The sequence below is a fragment of the Peribacillus sp. FSL E2-0159 genome (assembly GCF_038643155.1).
In the GTDB taxonomy this organism is placed as follows: domain Bacteria; phylum Bacillota; class Bacilli; order Bacillales; family DSM-1321; genus Peribacillus; species Peribacillus simplex.
In genome coordinates this window covers 3,393,482-3,413,279 of sequence record NZ_CP152053.1, presented here as the reverse complement: position 1 = coordinate 3,413,279, position 19,798 = coordinate 3,393,482, and the positions used below count along the sequence as shown (strand labels likewise).

Below are 19,798 nucleotides of genomic sequence, written 5' to 3'. Positions count from 1 at the left end.
TAATGTGAAAAACCAAGAGACGTATGATGTTATTATTGTTGGGGCAGGTCCTGCTGGTATGACCGCAGCCGTTTATACTTCACGTGCTAATCTGAACACATTGCTTATTGAACGTGGAATACCTGGTGGACAAATGGCAAATACACAGGACGTAGAAAATTATCCTGGCTTTGCTCATGTTTTAGGTCCAGATCTCTCTAATAAAATGTTTGAGCACGCCAAAAAGTTTGGTGCTGTATATGAATACGGAGATATAAAAGAAATTGTAGATGAAGGTCGTCTAAAAAAAGTAGTAACTACAAACAAAGAGTTCTATGCCAAATCTGTTATTATCGCTTCTGGGGCAGACCATAAAAAGCTTGGAGTTCCAGGGGAGAATGAGCTTGGTGGTCTAGGGGTTTCTTATTGTGCCATATGTGATGGAGCATTCTTCAAAGGACGTGAACTTGTTGTTGTAGGCGGAGGAGACTCAGCTGTAGAAGAGGCTATGTATCTTACACGTGTCGCTTCAAAAGTAACTATTATCCATCGTCGAGATCAATTACGTGCCCAAAAAATACTCCAAGAAAGAGCATTTAGCAATGAAAAGATTGAATTCATTTGGAATAAAGAAGTTACAAGTATAAATGAAGGAAATGGAAAAGTGAATACCGTAACGTTAAAAGATACAAAAACAGGTGAGCAATCTCAATTCCCTGCAGATGGTGTATTTATTTACGTGGGTACACTTCCGTTAAATGGTGCATTCAAAAACCTAGGTATAACCAATGAAGAAGGTTATGTAGTGACGGATGAAGCAATGGCTACAAAAATTCCTGGTATTTATGCAGCTGGAGATATACGTGATAAGACCCTACGCCAAATTGTAACAGCTACGGGTGATGGATCAATAGCAGCTCAAAGCGTACAACACTATATTGAAAACCTTGAGAATTGATAATGTGTTTGGTGGGTGACAATTATTAGAGGTGTATAGAAAGTAGAATGTACCAAATAATGGACGTTCTATTTAGTTGAAAAGTACTAGTAAGTATGTTAATGTATATCTTGTACCGAACGGTAGGTACAATTCATTTAAAGAGAGATAATTCTAATAAAAAAACCAAAACCAACTTACGGAGGTAGATATTTATGGCTCAGAAAAAATTAGGAACTTTAGTGAATAAGGAAGTTGCAAACTTCAGTGTTCTTTATACGAAAATTCATAATTACCACTGGTTCGTGAATGGACCGCACTTCTTTGAACTTCACCAAAAATTGGAGGAGCTATATAAAGAAGTGACAACCAATTATGACGAATTGGCGGAAAGACTATTGGCCATTGGTGAAAAACCGGTCGCTACCCTTAAAGAATACTTGGAATTAACCACGATCGAAGAAGCGACAGGGGACGAAAATACAGAAGATATGGTTCAAAGCGTCATCAGTGATTTTGAGAAGCTTTCCGAAGAGTTCCTGGAAATTATCGAAGTTGCGGAACAAGAAGATCCGGTTACGGCTGATATGCTGACAGGCATAAAGAAAAGTTTAAACAAACATGCTTGGATGCTGCGTGCGTATTTAGGACATTAAGATTTAAGGAAAAGCTCTACTTCGGTAGGAGATATAAAAATGACAAAAATTAATGGAGTCGATACAAAAGTTATTGAAAACATAGTAGAAAAGTATAAGAAAAATCCTGAGGAAGGAATTGCAGGATGGTCTTCTTCGGTAAAATGGAAAGGTGGATTTTACGCTGAAGCACAAGTAGGTGATCATAAACCCGTTCTCATTGATGAGCCAGAATGGTTCTCAGGATCTAATAAGGGTCCAAACCCAGCTGAACTTTTATTGTGCATTAATTAGGTGGTTGTTTATCAATTTCATTTATTGTAACAAAAAGCATAAAAAGCCTGGTTGTTTTTTTATTTGATTGGGTTATATCACGTCAATATGGATATTTTTCTTCTAATAAAGATTACTTTTATTAGGGTTGACGAAAAGTATTTCCCATTGTATAATTCAATTAATCAATTGAATAGTTGTTTTATAGGTGAATTAATTGTATCTCATTAACATGAGTAAAAAAATAGAGGAGGTTATTTCTATGGGAGCAATATCACTGACAAAAGAGACATTTCAAAACCACGTTCAATCAGGTGTGACATTGGTGGATTTCTGGGCTCCTTGGTGCGGGCCTTGTCGAGTTCAACTTCCAATTGTAGAAGAGTTAGCTGATGAAATGAAAGGACAAGCGACAATTGCCAAAGTTAACGTGGACAATGATCCTGAATTAGCTATACAATTCGGCATAATGAGTATTCCGGCATTGCTTCTGTTTAAAGATGGCGAGTTGGTAGATAAAATGGTAGGTATAAATCAAAAGCATGTATTAAAAGAGAAAATCTTAGAACTGAATGGCAATTAAAGCAGCGAATTATGGAAACTCAGCAATACTTATTGAGAAGTTTTGTAGATATTATGAGATTTTTTATATGTTGTAGAGGAGGAATAAAATGGCTATTATTCATGTAGCAAGTAATAAGCTAGAGAAGTATATAAACAAAGATAAAGTAGTATTATTAAATTTCTCAGCCACTTGGTGTGCTCCTTGTATTCGTTATGGAGAGATTCTAAAGCAATTAGACGAGGAATTAGGAGATAGCGTACAGATTGTAAAAGTCGATATTGATAAATATCCAAAGCTTGCTAAAGGTTTTAACGTAATGGGAATTCCTAACTCTCGTTTCTACTTTAATAATCAATTTGAACAACCTTTTTTTGGTGGCAGCTTAAAAAAATTAAAAGAAGAGGTACTACGTATTAAAGCAAAGTAATGCGTATACCAAACCTAAATGAAAGGAAAAGCAGATGATATTAAAGGAGGAGATTAATGTGAAAAACCAAGAGACGTATGATGTTATTATTGTTGGGGCAGGTCCTGCTGGTATGACCGCAGCCGTTTATACTTCACGTGCTAATCTGAACACATTGCTTATTGAACGTGGAATACCTGGTGGACAAATGGCAAATACACAGGACGTAGAAAATTATCCTGGCTTTGCTCATGTTTTAGGTCCAGATCTCTCTAATAAAATGTTTGAGCACGCCAAAAAGTTTGGTGCTGTATATGAATACGGAGATATAAAAGAAATTGTAGATGAAGGTCGTCTAAAAAAAGTAGTAACTACAAACAAAGAGTTCTATGCCAAATCTGTTATTATCGCTTCTGGGGCAGACCATAAAAAGCTTGGAGTTCCAGGGGAGAATGAGCTTGGTGGTCTAGGGGTTTCTTATTGTGCCATATGTGATGGAGCATTCTTCAAAGGACGTGAACTTGTTGTTGTAGGCGGAGGAGACTCAGCTGTAGAAGAGGCTATGTATCTTACACGTGTCGCTTCAAAAGTAACTATTATCCATCGTCGAGATCAATTACGTGCCCAAAAAATACTCCAAGAAAGAGCATTTAGCAATGAAAAGATTGAATTCATTTGGAATAAAGAAGTTACAAGTATAAATGAAGGAAATGGAAAAGTGAATACCGTAACGTTAAAAGATACAAAAACAGGTGAACAATCTCAATTCCCTGCAGATGGTGTATTTATTTACGTGGGTACACTTCCGTTAAATGGTGCATTCAAAAACCTAGATATAACCAATGAAGAAGGTTATGTAGTGACGGATGAAGCAATGGCTACAAAAATTCCTGGTATTTATGCAGCTGGAGATATACGTGATAAGACCCTACGCCAAATTGTAACAGCTACGGGTGATGGATCAATAGCGGCTCAAAGCGTACAACACTATATTGAAAACCTTGAGAGTTGATGATGTGTTTGGTGGGTGACAATTATTAGAGGTGTATAGAAAATAGAATGTACCAAATAATGGACGTTCTATTTAGTTGAAAAGTACTAGTAAGTATGTTAATGTATATTCTGTACCGAACAGTAGGTACAACCCCTTGCTACTATTCATAACATAAGATCTTGAAATTAGTATAGGTAGTACTTCTATTCTTTATGTTCGAAAATTTTCATGATAAAAGCAGTAAATCATAAAAATCAATTCTCATGGCTACAATAAAGTGAAAAAAGTATTTGAAGGAGTGTTTTAACTTGGCCAATATGCAGACGAATGCAAACGTTGTTTGGAATAATGGAGTAAAAGGGAACGGAGTGCTTAAAACAGAATTTCTTGATGCTAAGGTTGCTATTCCAACAGTATTAGGTGGTAGTGGGAATGGTGCATTCCCAAAAGAAGTTCTTGTAGCATCTGTAACAGCTTGTTATACATCTGTACTTGTATCTATGGCTGAATCAAGAGGGCTCCCTGTAGTAGAAATCAGTGTGGATTCTGAAGCATCGATATCTGACGATGAATTTAAAATTATCCACCACCCTCAATTGGTTTTATCAGAGAATGCAACAGATAAACAAGTTCAATCCGCAGAACGATTATTTGTGGCAGCTGATAGAGGGTGTGTTGTAGGAAACTTATTAAAAAAAGCAGACGTAAAGATCGAAGTTCAAGGAGAAATTTTTACAACATAAATTAGATCATAAAGGGTAGCGTTAAGCTACCCTCTCCTTTATATATAGAGGATGTTTTAATATAGGAAACACTTATTGGCTAAACAGTTAATATTAATCAATTTATGTATTCATATACCTTGTGTCACAATGAATGACATATAAAAATGTAAATCAAACATCAATTTCCTTTTGTGCCAAGGTAATCCTTGAGCATAAATAAGGAGTCATTAAATGAAAATATAGAGGATTAAATAAACGAACAGTAAAAATTACACGCCGGTGAGTTTTAAGTAAATAATTACATTAGATAACAAATGAATATGTGCAATCGGTTAGGCATGTAGAAAATAGGTAAATTCACTAATAAGGGTGTGATTATAATATGTCTAAGCAACAAGAAATTCTCACTATAGCAAGAGAAGTTATTCATTCTAAAGGATATCAAGCTACATCTATTAGTGATACCCTAAGCGCTGCTAAAATTGGTAAAGGTCAATTTTATCATTATTTTTCTTCCAAGCATGATCTTGGCCTGGCAGTTGTAGAAAACCTTATTCAAGACTGGGACCAAAAACTGATTTTAGATATTCTTAAATCAGGTGACGATCCTGTGTCAAAATTAAACAATATGCTGGACTGGACTGTCAGCTATCATTCAGAAATGGATTCAAAAACTGGATGCCCTTTTGGAAACCTCGCAATTGAGATGAGCGAACACGATGAACATTTTCGATTAAAGATTCAACAATTTTTTGAACGGTGGATAGATGGAATTCAAAACGTGTTAGATGAAATGGTAGAAAAAAAATTATTTAATGACACCATTGATACCGAAAAACATGCTCAGACCCTCATTGCTATGCTTGAAGGGGGAATATTACTGATGAAGAGCCAGCAGGATATGAAATGGTTTTTAAATGTAGTTGAAGTGATTCGTCAACAATATAATTTATCCTAATAGTAGGTATATAAGTTGTTCCGCTCTTACTATAAGGTAGGTAAAAATGTATAAATTGGAAGGTAGCGAATAAGAAGATAAACAATAATCTGTTGTACCATCATTTTAAATAAGGTAGATAACTTGTTAAGTGATAAGAATAATGAAGCTCTACGTCCATTGTGCTAAAATAAATGGTGAATATTGGTCTTGTTATCTTGAAGATTGAGGGTTGCATATAATAAAAAATATGTTATTATAAAATTGTACCTACTGGTAGGTACAAAAAATGGTTATTAAAAGAAGATCATCTCCTTTTGTTGCAAAAAGAGGAAGTCGTGGCAAAGCTCCCTTAAAGGATAAGGAAGATGTAATGTTATTCTCTAATATGGAAGGTACATGAAAAAACTGGAGGGAATCATGATGAAAAAATTACAATCAATGGATCAATTTGAGAAGTTAAAAAAAGAAGAGCGCGCTGTCTTTATGTTTTCAGCGAACTGGTGCCCAGACTGCCGGTTGATCGAGCCAATTTTGCCGGACATTGAAGCAAATTATCCGGAATATCAGTTTATATATGTAGACCGGGATGACTTTATTGATTTGTGCATCGAACTGGATGTATTTGGTATTCCAAGCTTTATCGCTTATCACAGCGGAGAAGAAGCAGGGCGGTTTGTCAGCAAGGTTCGTAAAACACAAGAAGAAATCGAAACGTTCCTTAACAGCTTATCCGCTTAATCGTTGCTATGAAAAATCGTTCAAATAATGATAGGTACGATTGGTAGTGCTCAAACAACTTTTGATAACATTGTTTTCTTAAACCTTCAGAGGAAGGGAATTCATTAACTATAAACAATAGCTTTGGTGATGTCGAGTCAATTAAAACTATATCCGAACTAATCGCACCATTTAATAGTAAAATTCTAAAAGTTAACACAGAGTATTAAATCTGACCCAATTGTACCAAACGGTAGGTACAAGTGGGCGTAAAAATAAAAAGTATTGTATTGATATCCACACTAAAGCAGCCAAAAAAGCAAAAGCAACGAGGGAAGAAGTGGCTGAATCCATTATGGTAGCAACCGCATTAAAAGCAGGGTCTGCCCTTTCTCATGGAGTGAATGCATTAGTTGCATATGATGAATAAGTCTTATGGAGGAGTGAAAGTATGAAAATTGAAATCTGGTCTGATATTGCATGTCCATTCTGTTATATTGGAAAACAAAATTTAGAGAATGCGTTAGCTAAATTCCCTTATAAAGATCAAGTAGACGTGGAATTCAAAAGTTTTGAACTTGATCCGAATGCATCACTATATGACGGAACAAAATATGTTGAGAATTTAGCTTCCAAATTTGGTGGCACGGAGCAAGCAAAACAGTTTATTACTCAATTAACTCAACAAGCGAAAAATGTGGGCTTAACTTTTAACTTTGATGAAATGAAACCAACGAATACATTTAATGCTCACCGCCTAGCAAAATGGGCCAAAACTCAAGGTAAAGAAGCCATTGTGAATGAAAAGTTACTTTCTGCACACTTTACGGAGTCTAAAGATGTAGGAGATCTAGACACACTAGCTGATATTGCAGAAGCTTCTGGTTTAAATAGAGACGAAGCATTGAACGTATTAAATGATAAGAAACTATACACACAAAACGTAAAAGATGATCAATATGAAGCCAAGAGATATGGTATTAATGGCGTTCCGTACTTTATTATCAATCAAAAATATGCAGTCTCAGGAGCACAGCCAGCGCAAGCATTTTCTGAAGTACTAGATAAAGTGTGGGAAGAAGACAATCCAGCACCCAAATTAGAAACTCTATCGGCGGATACTCCTAATGGAGGGGTATGTACGGATGGCAGCTGTGTCATTCCCCCTAAAAAATCATAATAAAGGGCTTTGTAAAAACTTAGATTAGATAACGAAAGTGTAAAGAGATAATTCTAATAAAAAAACCAAATGAAGGAGATATAAACATGACAAAAATTAATGGCGTCGATACAAAAGTTATTGAAAACATAGTAGAAAATTATAAGAAAAATCCTGAGGAAGGAATTGTAGGATGGTCTTCTTCGGTCAAATGGAAAGGTGGATTTTACGCTGAAGCACAAGTAGGTGATCACAAACCCGTTCTCATTGATGAGCCAGATTGGTTCTCAGGATCTAATAAGGGTCCAAACCCCGGTGAACTTTTATTAAGTGCATTAGGTGGTTGTTTATCCATTTCATTTATTGCAACAGCTAGTTTAATGGGTATTAAGGTGACTTCCCTAGAAGTTAACGCTTCAGGACAATTAGATTTAAATGTATTGTTGGGCTTAAAAGAAGGAAATCCAGGTTTTAACGAAGTGGATGTTCAATTCACAGTGGATAGTGACGCAGATGATAAACAACTTGAAGAATTAGTTTCAAAAGCACTGGAAATTTCTCCTGTAAAAAATTCACTACAAAGAAATGTTCAAGTAAATTCAACTTTTAAACGTAATAAGTAAAAAGCTTCAGAACAGTGCCGATCTTACCTTACCTTGTATAACTAACTTTAAAAAGAACGTAGATATTACGCGACATGTTCCATGTGTAATGTCTACGTTCTTATACATTGCAGATAGAATTGGAAACGCGAGAGGAGGAAAGAACCATCATGTCTGAAGTTAACACAAGTATTAACAGATGGAGGGCTCTATTTTGGATTGCATTGGCTGAACTATTTGCCCTCAGTTTATGGTTTAGCGCTTCAGCTGTTCTTCCCCAATTAGAACGTCAATGGGGAATGAGTGCAACAGAAGGGTCATGGATGACCACATCCGTACAGATTGGGTTCATTGTCGGAGCCATTTGTTCTGCTTTTCTAGGTTTAGCAGACCGTTATAACCCAAGAAAAATATTTGCTATTTCCTGTATATTCGGAGCTGTCATCAATAGTTTATTTACTTTAAGCCCTGGAATGGTAGTGGGATTAAGTTTACGTTTTCTAACAGGAATGACTATGGCAGGTGTTTATCCTACTGCCGTGAAACTACTCTCTACTTGGTTTCAAGATAGACGAGGATTTGGTATTGGAATTCTAATTGCAGCTCTTACATTAGGTTCCTCATTGCCGCATCTTTTTAATTTATTTATTCCCAATGTCAGCTGGAAGATATTAATGCTGGTTAGCTCTTTATTAGCATTGGTCGCAGCTGGTATTATGCAGTGGGTTCTTCCGGACGCTCCGGCATCTAAAGAAAAAGCAGCTACTGTGTCGATGAATACACTCAAATATATTTTAAAAGATCGCCCTGTAATGTTAGCTAACTATGGCTATTTCGGTCACATGTGGGAATTGTATGCTATGTGGACATGGCTTCCATATTTCTTAACAGCTAGCTTTAAAGTATCCTTAGAGGGGACAGCTCTACAAGAGGCCAGTACGTTGTTCGCATTTTTAACCATTGGAATTTCGGGGGCTATAGGTTCAATATTAGGTGGAGTATATGCTGATAAATTTGGAAAAGCTCGCCTTTCTATGATTGCCATGATTGTTAGTGCCGTATCTTCTATATGTATCGGATTTACCTTTGGTCTTTCTATATGGATTACAGTTAGTGTAGCAATCATTTGGGGGATATCAGTTGTTGCAGATTCGGCACAATTTTCAGCAATGGTTGCAGATTTCGCAAAATCAGGATGTGTAGGAACTGCCTTGACATTTCAAATGGCTATAGGTTTTCTTATTACTGTCTTTTCTATATATTTGATTCCGGTCTTTGAAGATATCGTAGGGTGGAAATGGGCATTTTCAATCCTTGCGATCGGTCCTGTTCTAGGAGTTTTGGCAATGATTTCACTTATCCGTTATAAACATTGAACGATATACTCATTTTGTATTTTAACATAGTAACGGTTTTCTTCCCTAGATTTTATTTTCAGCTTCAATATGTGTAAAGTATTTCACTAGTCTGCTAAAAAGTTTTTTTATTACCTACAATTGGTGCAAAGGTGAGGAATTATATGAGTACCATCACAAAGCATAGGCGTAGGCCTAATGAAATAGAATGATTTTCCAAGTGATACTAGAAATGATTGGGGGATTTATTGCAGCATATGGACCTAAAACCGTATTAATCCCAAACAATGTATCGGATGGGGGTGTAACGGGGCTTAGTATTGTTGGTTCAGAACTAATTGGATTACCATTAGGAATTCTAATTGCCGTTATAAATCTTCCTTTTATCTAGTTAGGATATCAACAAATGGTAAATGTTGCGCGATTTATTCAATTATCGGAATAGCTTCATTAGCTTTTGGTACAAGCCTCATGCACCGTACCCTAGCGATTATTGAAGGGAATACATTATTAGTCACCGTTGTGGGTGGTAGTATCCTCGGTTTTGGGATGGGATTAGCATAACGAAATGGCCTAGCATTAGATGGAATTGACTTATTAGCTGTACTGCTTACTCGAAAATTACCATTTGCGACAAGTGATCTCTATTTATTTTCGGTTCAACCGCATTGGGTTTACAAGTGACGATTCTTTCAGCAATTACTTATTTTATTGTTTCTAAAGTGGTTCACATCGTTGAAATAGGTTTAAGTGACGCTAAAACCTTTAAAATTATTACAACTCAACCCGAATTAATGGTGGAGACTATACGTGATCGCTTAGGTCGAAGTGCAACATACAGGGAAGCTTATGGCGGTTATTATAATGAAAAATTTAAGGAAATCACATGTGTCATTAACCGCTTAGCTAATGGCATGTATTTTTCGTTTTAAAGAGAACTTGACGGGTTCTCTTGTCTTTTTTACCTGTTTAATCTTTGTTCTTTAATTAAAGCAAACCGTTAATTGAATAAGAATAGCTTTGCTTGTGCCACTTATTTTTAACACCATTCTTGTTATTATTCCACCGCATAAGCGTAGAAGATTCATGGGAATTATGGGGTTTGTAATTATATTCGCGCCAGTTGTTGGATCTAAAGAATCAGGCTTGATTTTAAAAACTTTAACACGGCACTGGATTTTCTGGATTTCACTACCGTTACTGATTATCGATTAGTGTTTGGTGTATTCTTTATGCAAAATGTAACAGAACCAACAAAGCCGAGAAAAGTAGTTTCGGTAAAGGAGGGTGAATGATTGATGGAAAAGCAGTTACTTACGGAAACTGGTTATAATGCGTTGAAGAAAGAATTACTTTATTTAAAGGAAAAAAGATGGAAAGAGGTTAGTAAAAAAGTTCAAGAGAGCAGAAATTTTTGTGATTTTAAAAAAGATCCTGAGTATCAAATTTCAGTGGATGAATTTGCAACAATTAAAAAGAAAATAATTGATTTGGAATACATTATAAAGCAAGCAAAAATAATTAAAAATACAAATATACGAGAAGTAGGGATTGGATCAATTGTCACTGTTAAAGAAGTGACAGAAAAATATGAAATGCAGCTTAAAATTGTGAGTTCGGCAGAATCATATCTATCTGAAAACTATATATCCGATGAGTCTCCAATCGGCAAAAGTCTAATTGGTCACAAATTAAATGATAATGTAGTAGTCATGACCCCTTCTGGAATGATGCATTTATTAATCACTGAAATACAGTGATTATGGAAGTTGAAAACTGGAGAGTCAACCAGCCTGCATGCTGTTTGCTCTCTAGTTACTCTTTTCTTCATGATGAGAAAGAAAATCTGGAATCGAAATTTGCTTATTAGTAGAGTGGACAATATTTTTATTATTAATGATAAAAAATTTGTTAAATTCAGCGATATATCAAAAGTTGATACTGGTATTACTACAGGTAATAATAAGTTCTTTTCTGTGACCAATGAAACTGTTGAAAGATACGATTTAAGTCAGATTACATTACCGTTAATTGGTAGAAGTGCACATGCTCATGGGATATTCTTTACAGAAGAAGATTGGTCAGTGAATGTTAATAAAGGTTTACCCGCACAACTTGCTTATTTTCCTAATGCTCCACTGGAAGGATTTCCAGAAGGACATCAGGATTATAATGAACAAGGAGTCGAAAGTGGTCAAAGCGAAGGTTATAAACTTGGCTTGAGAAAGAATTGGTACCATATACCATCTGTATATCCACCTGATGCTTTTTTCTTAAGAATAAATGATACATTTCCAAAATTTGTTCTCAATGATTTAGAAGCAGTCAGTACAGATACGATGCACAGAATTAGATTTTTTGAAGGTATTGATCGTCGAAAGGCTTTACTTTCTTACTATAACAGCATTACATTTGCTTTTACTGAAATGGAAGGAAGAAGCTATGGTGGAGGAGTTTTAGAGGTTTACCAGGTGAAGCAGAAAAAATTATTCTACCTAATATCAATGACCTTGATGAAAGTGCCACGGACAGTCTGTTGCATTGTATTGATGATACTATAAGAAATAACGGAAATGTTGAAGAAATGTTAGACATGGTTGATAAAGCGATTTTAATCGATTATTTAGGTCTTGAAGAGAAAGTCTTATTAAGTTTTAGGGACATTTGGAAAAAACTAATGAAGAGAAGAAGGCAAAGAAAATCAATAAAGAAACAAAAATAGTAGTAATAATTTTTTCGTGGAATAGTTCAAAATCCTATTGTTTTTAGTCCCTTCTTCGAAAACGAAACAATAAATTAAATTTTCACCTATTATAAAGCTTGCTAAATCAAGCTTTATAGTAATTATGATAAGTTGAGTTTCTTTTTATTATTTATATAAAATAAAGAACGAAAAAAGTAGGGTCTTAAACGTGTGCGTTGTGCACCGTCAGTTCTCATAATGTTTAATAATAAATGATCCAAGGCTCCCAACCAAAATGTTGGGGGTCTTTTTTATGCCTAATACATACTATGACCTCTTTCCAATCAGAAAAAGAAGAGCCTCTTTTTTTGAATAATCTGGAAGCGTAGATGGTATCTTATGTTTTCATTTCTACTAAAATACTAAAAAAGAGAAGACTAGAAAATCTTCTTCTTTTTTCATTTAATCCTTTTCACGATAATTGGTTCTTTTCTCTCCCAACTTTTTTGCAGCCTTTTTAGCCTTTTCCAATTCATGGTTTGTATATAGGGCAGTCGTTGTGGTGGAGGTATGACCAAGTTGAGTCATCAGCAAATTGATGTCTCCTGACTGCTCCATTAAGTTTGTCCCGTACGTATGCTTCAGTTTGTGCGGGGCCATGGATTTATTGGACTATGACAGGAGGTTTGTTACAAAAATTTTTGTATACGTACTAGCAGTACACTAAATGGTTCTTCAATTCTATCACAACCAGTTTCTTATACAGGGTATCTTCCTTAAAATCCACCAAAAAAGGTTCAATTTGTTGTATTGTTATCATCCATTATTGTCAAGGGTTTAATGGGTTAGACTTTATTTTGGGTTAAGAGAAGATTTTCGTGGTAGATGGTGGCGGCGAGGATCGCCGCCATAGAAGTTTCTAATGGTTAAATTTACTAGTGAAGATAAATCAGGTCGAAATAACGCTATTTAGAAGCAAATGAAAGTTATACAACAGTCGCAAAAGAGATTGGCGCAGATGGAGGTAATCTTCTATTGTGTATCTCTCCTATAATTTTCAGTCTGTATCTTCCTGTTGATACTAAAAATTAACAATATATTATAAAAAAATATCTTGATTATTCTGATACACCTTGATAAAATGAACACAATTGAAACAATATTCAAAATTTTCTAAAATTTAAAAAATACCAAAAAGGGGAGGGGGAATAAAAAAAGAGCTGTATGTAATGGTGAGTGTTAAAATACCATTTTTATGCCTATTTTGTACCTAACGGTTGGTACTGGAAAGGTATAGAGTAATTTAGGGTAGTGAAAAGGGTATCAATCGTTATAAGATTGGCTGCATATCGCTGAACATAAGTTGATTAAACAATTATTTTCTTTTTTTACCGAATGGTAGGTACAGCATGAGATGCTAGAAACTGATCATATAAAATGAAAACGCTTGTATTTTTTTTAAGTTCATACTATAAAACATTTTTATGAGCGGCCTAAGGGATCCTTTAAAAATATGTAGTTCAAATAAAATCTAGGATGAAGGTGTAGAGCATGATTGAAACACATATCAATGGAATTAATGTACCAGCATTGAAGGGTTATATCGAAGAAGTTACGCAAAATCCTAAAAGTGCGATGATTGACTATAAAGTCAATCTTCATTGGCAGGGCGGAACCAAAGCAAAGGTTACAACTAAAGGAATACAATTAGGGGATCAATCTTTAGAAAGGAACTTTTCCTTTATTATTGATGAACCTTAACAAATTTTAGGGAAAAATACACATCCTACACCGCAAGAATATTTGCTGGGGGGGGGGGTGCATGCATGATGATCGGTTATTCAGTCGGTGCTTCCGTAATGGGCATCACGCTTGACAAGTTGGAAATAGATCTGGAAGCTGGCTTAGATTTAAGAGGGTTCCTAGAGGTGGATCCAGAGGCACCTATCGGGTTCAAAGAGGTCAAATATACGATTCGAGTAAAAGGAAACGGAACAAAAGAGCAGTATGAAAAATTACATGAAGCTGTGATTAAGACATCACCGAATCGGGCAACGATTGCTAATGCTATTACGATTGTTTCTGAATTGGTTATTGAAGATTGATAATTTTTGGGAAGTGAGTCGGGGGCCTTACAAATCAATATATGAGAGATAGGTAAGTGATAAAGAATGGAGGGTATCAGGTGATATTTGACTTTGATAAAGAAATCGATCGTTATAATACAAGTTCATATAAATGGGATGAAGCAGAAAGAATGTTCGGGGAGAAGGGTGTTCTCCCCATGTGGACGGCGGATATGGACTTTAGGTCTCCTACCTTCATTATTGACGCGATAAAACGACGAGCTGAACATGGGATTTTTGGCTATACGGTTAAAACAGAATCTTATAACGAGGCTGTAGCCGGTTGGATGAAGCGGCGACATAATTGGAATATAGAAAAAGACTGGATCTGTTTTAGTCCTGGAATTGCTCCTGCATTGAGCTTTATTGTTCAAGCTTTTACACAACCCGGGGATAAAATTGTAATTCAACCCCCTGTCTATTATCCATTCAGCCAAGTTGTAGAGAAGAATGAATGTGAACTTGTTTGCAATCCGCTCAAATTTGAAAACGGAAAATATGTTATGGATTTCGATGATTTACGCACGAAATTAGATTCCCAGGTAAAGTTACTGATTCTTTGTAGTCCACATAACCCAGGAGGCAGAGTCTGGACCAAAGAAGAACTGATAGAATTAGGGGAAATCTGCTTGGAACATAAAGTTCTAGTCGTTTCCGATGAGATTCACTTTGATCTAATTTATAAAGACCATACTCATATTCCGTTTGCTTCCCTTTCGGAAGAATTCACCCAAAATACAATTGTTTGCACAGCGCCGACCAAGACATTTAATCTGGCAGGTCTGCTAACGTCTAATATTATTATTCCTAACCGCCATTTACGAGAAACATTCGTGGAAACAATGAACAAAAACTTTCTAGTGTTTATGAACTCGTTTGGTGTTGCAGCAACGGAGAACGCTTATAAATATGGAGATGAATGGTTGGATCAATGCATAGATTACCTTCAACAAAACCTAGATTTCTTGACAAACTTTATTGAAAGCAATATTAAAGAACTCAAAGTAATCAAACCAGAAGCAACCTATCTTGTTTGGATCGATTGTTGTGAATTAGGTATGGATGACAAAAGCTTGGAGCAATTTATGCTGAAGGAAGCGAAGGTTGCGCCTAGTTTGGGTTACGGTTTTGGTCCGGGAGGTGAAGGGTTTATCCGGATTAATATAGGTTGTCCTCGATCCGTTTTGGAAGAAGGGCTGAAACGAATAGAAAAGGCAGTAAATAGTTATACAGTGCTAAAACCTTAACCTGTATCAGAACCCAATATTCCAATGGTCAATATTGATACACATTTGTTTAAGTAACCAGATCACAACAATAAAAGTAGTACAAATTGGAAAGTCAGTTCGGACATGTTCCAATTATCCCGCTTGTTATCTTGTTCGGTATATTTAGAGGTAGTTAGCAATTACACTATTATTTTCAGATAAAAAATTGGGAGTAAGCTACTCATAGCTCCACATGCCATCACCTTCGACACCAATGAAAAGGGTATATGATAGACCTTCTAAGTATTCATATTTAGTAGACATATATACACATTCCTGGGAAGGGGAAATAAAATGAATAATAATAAAGAAAATAGTGTGAGAAAACCTCGTATTTTAGAAGTAAGCATGGTACTTGTATTATTTTTGGCACTTGCTTTTTCGTTCACTGAATTTTTTAATTTACCTATTCAATTAGCGTTGTTTATCGCTTTGTTTTTGGTGATTTTACTAGGATTAAGACTAGGGTATTCATACGATGATTTGCAGGAAGCACTTAAAGACGGTATTTCTAGTGGCCTAGATGCTGTTCTAATTCTTGTAGCTGTCGGCACGCTCATCGGTACCTGGATTGCAAGCGGAATTGTGCCAAGTATTGTCTATTACGGGTTAGGATTTATTCATCCTAGTGTGTTTTTGTTAGCTACTCTAATACTTTGTACTATTACCTCATTGGCGACTGGAACATCTTGGGGAACGGCCGGAACAACCGGTATAGCTATGGTAGGAATTGGAGAAGCGATGGGTATCCCTTTACCAATTGTTGTGGGGGCAGTATTGTCAGGCTCGTATTTTGGAGATAAACTTTCTCCTTTATCCGACAGTACTGTACTAACTTCTTCAATGTGCAAAGTAAATATTATTGAACATGTTAAATCTTTGCTTTATGTGAGCATTCCAGCATTAGTAATTAGTGGGATTGCTTTTACAATCGCAGGATTTGCTTATTCCCCTGATAATATGGATTTAAATAGATTAGAATCCATCATGACGGCTTTGAGAAGTACATTTAATATTAACTTGTGGATATTGGTTCCAGTAGTGGTAGTCATTGTTTTATTAGCTATGAAAAAGCCCGCTCTTCCGACTATTACTTTTGGAGCTCTGTTAGGAGTGATTTGGGCCGTATACTTCCAAGACATGGAATGGACAGCAGCGTTACGTACCGCTTATGAAGGATTTAGCTTGCAAACTGGAAATGAATTTATGGATGAATTGTTAAACCGTGGCGGTATTGTAGGAATGTTGGGGTCTATGGTGGTTGTTTTGCTTGGATTGGGATTTGGCGGTTTGTTAAGTTATATCGGCGCATTAGAAGTAATTGTCGATTCTTTAACGAATTTTATCAAGAATACTGGTCGCTTATCTGTTGCCACACTTGCAACAGCCTTTTTGTCCAACGTATTCAGCTGCGCCATGTATGTTTCATTAATTTTGACTCCGAAAATTATGGAAAAACATTATAGCCGATTAAAAATTGATCAAAGAATTCTATCCCGAAATACAGAGGTGGGTGGAACGATGACTTCGCCTATGGTGCCATGGTCAGATAATGGAATATTTATGGCCGCGATGTTTGGTGTTCCAACATTGCAATATATACCTTACATGTGGTTAAGTTTTGCAGCAATAATACTTGTCACAATTTATGGGTATACCAATAAATTTATTTGGTATGTTGAAGATGAAATTGGAGATGAAGAGGGTAAAAGTCAATCTGGCGTTATCTGAAATAAATACACTATATATGGACCATTCAAATAAAAGATAAATGGAGGTGTCCAAAAGGAATTTTCTTAACCTTAGGGAGCCCTTTATCTATTTTATGCTAGGTTGTACCATTATTGACATCACTAGATACACGTATGTGCCAAGGTACAGGGGAGGCTACTTCATCATAAGCTACGCAGAGATCACTTGTGCGTCGCATAACTCCCTAATGCTACTTATCATCATTAACTAGTAGTGACCGGGGTAGCGTACCTACGTGTCGTAATGATTTTAAAAATATAAAATTTTGTAAGGAATCAAGTTGGAAACCATTTTTTGACACTGCATTAACTGCTAAACCGTTAATAAATCAACATTAATAGAGGGAGAGAGGATGCATGAATTTAGCGCGATTTCCTAGGCGTCGTTATACGTCATTTGCCACACCGATTGATTTGATGCCGCAATTGACGGAAGCTCTTGGCGGGCCTGAGATTTATTTTAAGAGGGATGATCTGCTTGGTTTGACGGCTGGGGGAAATAAAACAAGGAAATTGGAATTCCTGATTGCCGATGCTCTCGAAAACGGTGCAGACACGATCATTACATGCGGCGGTATTCAGTCGAATTTTTGCCGGTTAACATTAGCTGCGGCTGTAAAAGAAAAGCTGAAGTGTATTCTCGTGCTGGAAAAGGGGATGGAATTAAAGAATGACCCGGTTTTTAACGGCAATTATTTTCTCTATCATTTGCTTGGGGCGGAGAATATTAAAATTGTGCCAAATGGCACGGATTTAATTAAAGAAATGGTGAAAATCGCTGAACAGGTTAAAAAAGAGGGACGCCGGCCGTATATGATTCCAGTTGGAGGCAGTAATGTTATTGGTACAAGAGGATATGCTGCATGTGTGCAGGAAATTCTCAGTCAGACGTTCGATCAAGACATCAATTTGAATTCAGTTGTTTGTGTCAGCGGAAGCGGCGGCATGCAAGCGGGGTTGGTTACGGGCTTTCATGGCTTTCTCAGTAAAATTCCTGTCATTGGTATCAATGTAAGCCGGGGTAAGAAGGAGCAGGAAGAGAAAGTTTGCCAACTAGTAACAGAGACGTCCGCACATCTTGGAATTAGAGGTTCATTCCCGCGGGAGGCGGTCAGTTGTTTTGATGAATATGTCGGCCCAGGCTATGCTCTGCCAACACCGGAAATGGTAGAAGCCGTCCGACTTGTGGCAAAAACGGAAGGGATTTTACTTGACCCCGTCTATACCGGAAAAGCGGTCGCTGGCATCATCGATTTGATCCGAAAAGGGACGTTTAAAAAAGGCGAGCGGATTTTATTTGTCCACTCAGGCGGGGCACCTGCACTTTATACGAATACCGGATTGTTTCAGCCGGAACAGAAGTCTAGAGCCGGTGGTCAGCACGTAGAGACGAAAATGCTGCGAAGAACATTCTCCAGGAAGGGAAACGCCTTCTAACCGTCGGACAGACGGGGCTAGCCTAACGAACACTGTACAGCGTTTTGAAGGTGTTCTTTATGAACCGAGGATTTATATGACATAGGAAGACACAGCTCAAGAATTCTCATCTCAGAAGACTTAACGTTCATGGGATTTATTTAGAATTCCATCTGCTTTAGCTGCAGGCGTGTCAAAAATCAGAACATCAGACCTCACAAATGGCTAGAATAGGATTAAAATCCTATTATTATTCAACGCCAATAATATCCAAAAAACATCTTGATTTTTCGAATGCACCTTGATAGAATAAACGCAAGCGAAACAATATTCGAAACTTTCTAAAATTTAGGAAGTACCAAAAAGGGGAGGGGGAATAAAAAAAGAGCTGTATGTACTGGTGAGTTTCCTAATTTGTACCTAATGGTTGGTACTGGCGAGGTAATCAAGTAATTTAGGGTAGTGAAAAGGGTATCAAACGTTATAAGATTGGCCGCATATCGCTGAACATAAGTTGATTAAACAATCATTTTCTTTTTTTCTTTACCGAATGGTAGGTACAGCATAAGGTGCTAGAAACTAATCATGTAAAATGAAACTGCTTATATTTTTTTTTAGTTCATACTATAAAACACTTTTATGAGCGGCCTAAGGGATCCTTTAAAAATATGTAGTTCAAATAAAATCTAAGAATGAAGGTGTAGAGCATGATTGAAACACATATCAACGGAATTAATGTACCAGCATTGAAGGGTTATATCGAAGAAGTTACGCAAAATCCTAAAAGTGCCATGATTGACTATAAAGTCAATCTTCAGTGGCAGGGCGGAACCAAAGCAAAGGTTACAACTAAAGGAATACAATTAGGGGATCAATCTTTAGAAAGGAACTTTTCCTTTATTATTGATGAACCTGAACAAATTTTAGGGAAAAATACACATCCTACACCGCAAGAATATTTGCTGGGGGGGATGGGTGCATGCATGATGATCGGTTATTCAGTCGGTGCTTCCGTAATGGGCATCACGCTTGACAAGTTGGAAATAGATCTGGAAGCTGGCTTAGATTTAAGGGGATTCCTAGAGGTGGATCCAGAGGCACCTATCGGGTTCAAAGAGGTCAAATATACGATTCGAGTAAAAGGAAACGGAACCAAAGAGCAGTATGAAAAATTACATGAAGCTGTGATTAAGACATCACCGAATCGGGCAACGATTGCTAATGCTATTACGATTGTTCCTGAATTAGTTATTGAAGATTGATAATT

21 protein-coding genes and 3 pseudogenes are annotated in these 19,798 nt (G+C 36.5%); 23 read left to right on the top strand and 1 reads right to left on the bottom strand.

The genetic code is table 11. The features are described 5' to 3' along the window. Positions 1–4 precede the first annotated feature (4 nt). From trxB (NYE63_RS16570) to NYE63_RS16490, 17 genes and pseudogenes are all read left to right on the top strand, one after another. A complete protein-coding gene (gene trxB, locus NYE63_RS16570) occupies positions 5–937 on the top strand; it encodes a thioredoxin-disulfide reductase (protein ID WP_342601936.1) in 933 nt (310 codons plus the stop codon). 194 nt (positions 938–1,131) lie between these two features. Then, entirely contained in the window at positions 1,132–1,572 is a 441-nt protein-coding gene (locus tag NYE63_RS16565) for a DNA starvation/stationary phase protection protein (protein WP_342601935.1), read from the top strand. A 39-nt stretch (positions 1,573–1,611) separates the two neighbouring features. Further along, entirely contained in the window at positions 1,612–1,845 is a 234-nt protein-coding gene (locus NYE63_RS16560; RefSeq protein WP_342601934.1) for a hypothetical protein, read from the top strand. A gap of 241 nt (positions 1,846–2,086) precedes the next feature. Further along, complete coding sequence (gene trxA, locus NYE63_RS16555) at positions 2,087–2,407, top strand: thioredoxin (protein WP_342601933.1); 321 nt, start codon at positions 2,087–2,089, stop codon at positions 2,405–2,407. 88 nt (positions 2,408–2,495) lie between these two features. Further along, positions 2,496–2,816, top strand: a complete 321-nt coding sequence (locus NYE63_RS16550; RefSeq protein WP_342601932.1) for a thioredoxin family protein — start codon at positions 2,496–2,498, stop codon at positions 2,814–2,816. Between the two features lie 58 nt (positions 2,817–2,874). After that, positions 2,875–3,807: a thioredoxin-disulfide reductase gene (gene trxB, locus NYE63_RS16545; protein ID WP_342601931.1), complete on the top strand. Its 933-nt coding sequence runs from the start codon at positions 2,875–2,877 to the stop codon at positions 3,805–3,807. A gap of 299 nt (positions 3,808–4,106) precedes the next feature. After that, complete coding sequence (locus tag NYE63_RS16540) at positions 4,107–4,532, top strand: OsmC family protein (protein ID WP_342605800.1); 426 nt, start codon at positions 4,107–4,109, stop codon at positions 4,530–4,532. A gap of 364 nt (positions 4,533–4,896) precedes the next feature. Further along, a complete protein-coding gene (locus NYE63_RS16535; RefSeq protein ID WP_342601930.1) occupies positions 4,897–5,472 on the top strand; it encodes a TetR/AcrR family transcriptional regulator in 576 nt (191 codons plus the stop codon). A 402-nt stretch (positions 5,473–5,874) separates the two neighbouring features. Continuing rightward, positions 5,875–6,192: a thioredoxin family protein gene (locus NYE63_RS16530; protein WP_342601929.1), complete on the top strand. Its 318-nt coding sequence runs from the start codon at positions 5,875–5,877 to the stop codon at positions 6,190–6,192. Between the two features lie 211 nt (positions 6,193–6,403). Continuing rightward, positions 6,404–6,601 carry a carboxymuconolactone decarboxylase family protein gene (locus NYE63_RS16525; RefSeq protein WP_342605799.1) on the top strand — a complete coding sequence of 66 codons (198 nt, stop codon included), beginning with the start codon at positions 6,404–6,406 and terminating at the stop codon, positions 6,599–6,601. A 21-nt stretch (positions 6,602–6,622) separates the two neighbouring features. Next, positions 6,623–7,351: a DsbA family oxidoreductase gene (locus NYE63_RS16520; RefSeq protein ID WP_342601913.1), complete on the top strand. Its 729-nt coding sequence runs from the start codon at positions 6,623–6,625 to the stop codon at positions 7,349–7,351. A gap of 86 nt (positions 7,352–7,437) precedes the next feature. Then, on the top strand, positions 7,438–7,953 hold the full coding sequence (locus tag NYE63_RS16515; protein ID WP_342601912.1) for an OsmC family protein: 516 nt from the start codon (positions 7,438–7,440) through the stop codon (positions 7,951–7,953). 149 nt (positions 7,954–8,102) lie between these two features. Further along, the gene (locus NYE63_RS16510) at positions 8,103–9,308 is read left to right on the top strand and encodes an MFS transporter (protein ID WP_342601928.1); all 1,206 of its coding nucleotides are present in this window, start codon (positions 8,103–8,105) and stop codon (positions 9,306–9,308) included. 143 nt (positions 9,309–9,451) lie between these two features. Beyond that, a pseudogene (locus NYE63_RS16505) lies at positions 9,452–10,192 on the top strand (YitT family protein); the annotation flags it as partial. A gap of 112 nt (positions 10,193–10,304) precedes the next feature. Then, positions 10,305–10,552, top strand: a pseudogene (locus tag NYE63_RS16500) (MFS transporter); the annotation flags it as partial. A gap of 33 nt (positions 10,553–10,585) precedes the next feature. Further along, on the top strand, positions 10,586–11,047 hold the full coding sequence (locus NYE63_RS16495; protein ID WP_342605798.1) for a GreA/GreB family elongation factor: 462 nt from the start codon (positions 10,586–10,588) through the stop codon (positions 11,045–11,047). A gap of 9 nt (positions 11,048–11,056) precedes the next feature. Then, on the top strand, positions 11,057–11,848 hold the full coding sequence (locus tag NYE63_RS16490; protein ID WP_342601927.1) for a hypothetical protein: 792 nt from the start codon (positions 11,057–11,059) through the stop codon (positions 11,846–11,848). Positions 11,849–12,432: 584 nt separating this feature from the next. Here NYE63_RS16490 and NYE63_RS16485 read toward each other — a convergent pair. Further along, complete coding sequence (locus NYE63_RS16485; RefSeq protein WP_342601926.1) at positions 12,433–12,630, bottom strand: tyrosine-type recombinase/integrase; 198 nt, start codon at positions 12,628–12,630, stop codon at positions 12,433–12,435. 891 nt (positions 12,631–13,521) lie between these two features. Here NYE63_RS16485 and NYE63_RS16480 point away from each other — a divergent pair. The 6 genes and pseudogenes from NYE63_RS16480 (at position 13,522) to NYE63_RS16455 (ending at position 19,793) form a co-directional block, all read left to right on the top strand. After that, entirely contained in the window at positions 13,522–13,731 is a 210-nt protein-coding gene (locus tag NYE63_RS16480; RefSeq protein WP_342601925.1) for a hypothetical protein, read from the top strand. 38 nt (positions 13,732–13,769) lie between these two features. Then, on the top strand, positions 13,770–14,075 hold the full coding sequence (locus NYE63_RS16475) for an OsmC family protein (protein WP_342605797.1): 306 nt from the start codon (positions 13,770–13,772) through the stop codon (positions 14,073–14,075). A gap of 80 nt (positions 14,076–14,155) precedes the next feature. Next, a complete protein-coding gene (locus tag NYE63_RS16470) occupies positions 14,156–15,343 on the top strand; it encodes a MalY/PatB family protein (RefSeq protein WP_342601924.1) in 1,188 nt (395 codons plus the stop codon). A gap of 315 nt (positions 15,344–15,658) precedes the next feature. Further along, positions 15,659–17,095 carry a Na+/H+ antiporter NhaC gene (nhaC, locus tag NYE63_RS16465; RefSeq protein WP_342601923.1) on the top strand — a complete coding sequence of 479 codons (1,437 nt, stop codon included), beginning with the start codon at positions 15,659–15,661 and terminating at the stop codon, positions 17,093–17,095. 377 nt (positions 17,096–17,472) lie between these two features. Beyond that, positions 17,473–18,462: pseudogene (locus NYE63_RS16460) on the top strand (D-cysteine desulfhydrase); the annotation flags it as partial. A 776-nt stretch (positions 18,463–19,238) separates the two neighbouring features. Continuing rightward, positions 19,239–19,793, top strand: a complete 555-nt coding sequence (locus NYE63_RS16455) for an OsmC family protein (protein WP_342601922.1) — start codon at positions 19,239–19,241, stop codon at positions 19,791–19,793. Positions 19,794–19,798 lie beyond the last annotated feature (5 nt).

What these genes read in the sequence shown, in the direction of transcription:
- NYE63_RS16565 (WP_342601935.1), top strand. Translation starts at nt 1,132, where the DNA reads ATGGCTCAGAAAAAATTAGGAACTTTAGTGAATAAGGAAGTTGCAAAC.
- NYE63_RS16560 (WP_342601934.1), top strand. Translation starts at nt 1,612, where the DNA reads ATGACAAAAATTAATGGAGTCGATACAAAAGTTATTGAAAACATAGTA.
- trxA (WP_342601933.1), top strand. Translation starts at nt 2,087, where the DNA reads ATGGGAGCAATATCACTGACAAAAGAGACATTTCAAAACCACGTTCAA.
- NYE63_RS16550 (WP_342601932.1), top strand. Translation starts at nt 2,496, where the DNA reads ATGGCTATTATTCATGTAGCAAGTAATAAGCTAGAGAAGTATATAAAC.
- NYE63_RS16540 (WP_342605800.1), top strand. Translation starts at nt 4,107, where the DNA reads ATGCAGACGAATGCAAACGTTGTTTGGAATAATGGAGTAAAAGGGAAC.
- NYE63_RS16535 (WP_342601930.1), top strand. Translation starts at nt 4,897, where the DNA reads ATGTCTAAGCAACAAGAAATTCTCACTATAGCAAGAGAAGTTATTCAT.
- NYE63_RS16530 (WP_342601929.1), top strand. Translation starts at nt 5,875, where the DNA reads ATGAAAAAATTACAATCAATGGATCAATTTGAGAAGTTAAAAAAAGAA.
- NYE63_RS16520 (WP_342601913.1), top strand. Translation starts at nt 6,623, where the DNA reads ATGAAAATTGAAATCTGGTCTGATATTGCATGTCCATTCTGTTATATT.
- NYE63_RS16515 (WP_342601912.1), top strand. Translation starts at nt 7,438, where the DNA reads ATGACAAAAATTAATGGCGTCGATACAAAAGTTATTGAAAACATAGTA.
- NYE63_RS16510 (WP_342601928.1), top strand. Translation starts at nt 8,103, where the DNA reads ATGTCTGAAGTTAACACAAGTATTAACAGATGGAGGGCTCTATTTTGG.
- NYE63_RS16495 (WP_342605798.1), top strand. Translation starts at nt 10,586, where the DNA reads ATGGAAAAGCAGTTACTTACGGAAACTGGTTATAATGCGTTGAAGAAA.
- NYE63_RS16485 (WP_342601926.1), bottom strand. Translation starts at nt 12,630, where the DNA reads ATGGCCCCGCACAAACTGAAGCATACGTACGGGACAAACTTAATGGAG.
- NYE63_RS16480 (WP_342601925.1), top strand. Translation starts at nt 13,522, where the DNA reads ATGATTGAAACACATATCAATGGAATTAATGTACCAGCATTGAAGGGT.
- nhaC (WP_342601923.1), top strand. Translation starts at nt 15,659, where the DNA reads ATGAATAATAATAAAGAAAATAGTGTGAGAAAACCTCGTATTTTAGAA.
- NYE63_RS16455 (WP_342601922.1), top strand. Translation starts at nt 19,239, where the DNA reads ATGATTGAAACACATATCAACGGAATTAATGTACCAGCATTGAAGGGT.